The sequence below is a fragment of the Acinetobacter sp. SK-43 genome, assembly GCF_015351505.1.
GTDB classification, from domain to species: Bacteria; Pseudomonadota; Gammaproteobacteria; order Pseudomonadales; family Moraxellaceae; genus Acinetobacter; species Acinetobacter junii.
The window spans coordinates 1-2312 of record NZ_JADKPY010000019.1; the positions used below are offsets into that span (position 1 = coordinate 1).

Annotated in this window: 1 protein-coding gene; it reads left to right on the top strand. The window is 40.3% G+C overall.

The window, feature by feature from the left end; translation table 11 throughout:
• The first annotated feature begins 71 nt into the window (after positions 1-71).
• Positions 72-2282: a TRAP transporter large permease subunit gene (locus IRT38_RS05270; RefSeq protein WP_194597122.1), complete on the top strand. Its 2211-nt coding sequence runs from the start codon at positions 72-74 to the stop codon at positions 2280-2282.
• The last annotated feature ends 30 nt before the right edge of the window (positions 2283-2312 follow it).

Sequence of the window (2312 nt, forward strand, 5' to 3'; positions counted from 1 at the left end):
TCTATCAACCATATACATCGCATGATTCAACATCTTTGGATGGATGTTGAGAACAATAAAGTGGAATAGACATGCAACATGATCAAGAGAAAAAATCTGGATTAGGTCTGCTCAGCCATATATGGACAGAGTGGATTTCGACCTTTGTCATACTTTTCTTGCTTCTAATGACATTGGTTATTGGAACAGGTGAGATGATTCATGGTCAGCTTTTACGTATGGGGGAGCGCCTTTATGGTGATCCTGATACTGGAATGCAATATTCATTTCTACGTGCTGAACCAGAGAAACCAACCTGTGACAGAAATCCAAATATAGATGCACAAGTTCAAGAGCAGATGAAAATCAATGCTGCTGATGAGTTTGCGAGTATGTTTGGTGTAGCCTCTGAGGCAGATGTTCGAGCTTCGCTGATAGCGGCTCAGCAACAATGTGATGAGAAATACCAATTCTATGATAAGGCAATGAAGCATATCGAAGCCAATCCTAGTGTTCGTACTTATCGTAAAATTGAAACTAGTTTCTTCGGTATCTTTAAATTAGGTGCAGAGAACCGCGCGTTATTCCTCGTTATTATGGTTGTATTTGCTGCAATCAGTGCAACATTGAAAGCGCATCACATTGGTTTACGTAGTCCTGCTACTAAAACTGATTTCCGTGTTTATGGTATTGCGATGGTGTTGGGTAATGCATTACTCACATCATCTGTGATTAGCCAATATAAATCGGTCATGAATTCAGGTGTTCCGATCACACCAGAAATGAACGTGATTTATTGGTTGTGGATGATATTGTTTGGTGTGCTGACACTCATCAGTTTATTTCAAATGATCAAACCACCAGCTGCAACTCGTGAAGGTGGTAATGTCGGTTTAGCCTTCCTCAGTATTCCTTTATATGCCTATATGGCGATTATCACCGGGGTTGCATTTACTTTCTTCATGGATTATCCAATGGGGCAAGGTATTTATTTGGGACAGTTGGTTGAATTGTCGAATATTTTCTTGAATCTAGCCTTGTTTATTTGGGCGGGTATGTTGCTCAAGCAAACACGTATTGTTGATTTATTCCTCAATATTCTACGTCCTTGGAATCTAGCTCCAGAGACTTTAACTTGGTTGATCCTTCTTGCAGCGGCATTACCAACAGCCTATACAGGTGCATCAGGTATTTTCGTTATCGCTGCGGGTGCGATTATTTATAAAGAAGTGTGGAATGCGGGTGGACGCCGTCAGTTTGCTTTAGCAGCAACGGCGCTGTCGGGTTCAATGGGTGTAGTTCTACGTCCATGTTTATTGATCGTAGTAGTCGCTTCACTGAACAAAGAAGTAACGACTGATTTGCTTTATAAATACGGGATGTACACATTCCTATTAACCTCAACGTTATTCTTGGTGATTGCATTATTCTTTGCAGAACAAAAATTCCGTATTGCACCATTTAAAGTTGCATTGCCTAAATCATTACGTGCATTCGTACCTGTATCACCATATATCGTGATCTTTGTTTTGATTTGGTTATTCTACAAACATGCATTAGCAACTGATCTCAATGAATTTACTGCACCTGTAATGATGCCTGTGATTCTATTGATGATGGTATTGTTTGATAAGTTACGTAAAGAACCTGCACCGTTGGCGCCTGTTGGACATTGGGACAGTACGTTGAATAGCTACACATTGCCTGCGGATGGTAGTCAACCTGCACCAAAAATTAATCCAGAAGATGACCCACGCAAACCAGAGCGTAACATCTCATTTGCTAAAGCATTGCATGCTTCTTCAAGTGAAACAGTAGGGCATATCGGTGCACTTGTGATTCTGATGGCGCTTTCAGTGAGTGTCGGTGGTTTCCTTGAGCAAATTCATATTATGGAAGCATTCCCACAAGATATTAATAATATTGTTGTCGTGATTACGTTGATTGTATTATTGATGATCTTCGTAGGTATGATTATGGATCCATTTGGTGCTGTGATTCTGATTACGGCGACGGTTGCACCAGTTGCCTATCAATATGGTATTGATCCTGTTCATTTCTGGATGATTGCGCTTATTGGTTTTGAGTTGGGTTATGTCACACCTCCAGTTGCGTTAAACCATCTCTTGGCTCGACAATCGATTGGTGATGCAGAAGTGGCTGAAGCAGATGCAGAAGTTCGTCATTTGTCTTTCTACTATCGATATGAACGTTGGATATTGCCTTTATTGGTAATGGTACCTGCAATCTTAATTATTGCTTACGTTCCGTATTTCTTTAAATTATTTGGTTGGTATAACTAAACCGATAATAAAAAAGCACCTTCGGGCACT

What these genes read in the sequence shown, in the direction of transcription:
- IRT38_RS05270 (WP_194597122.1), top strand. Translation starts at nt 72, where the DNA reads ATGCAACATGATCAAGAGAAAAAATCTGGATTAGGTCTGCTCAGCCAT.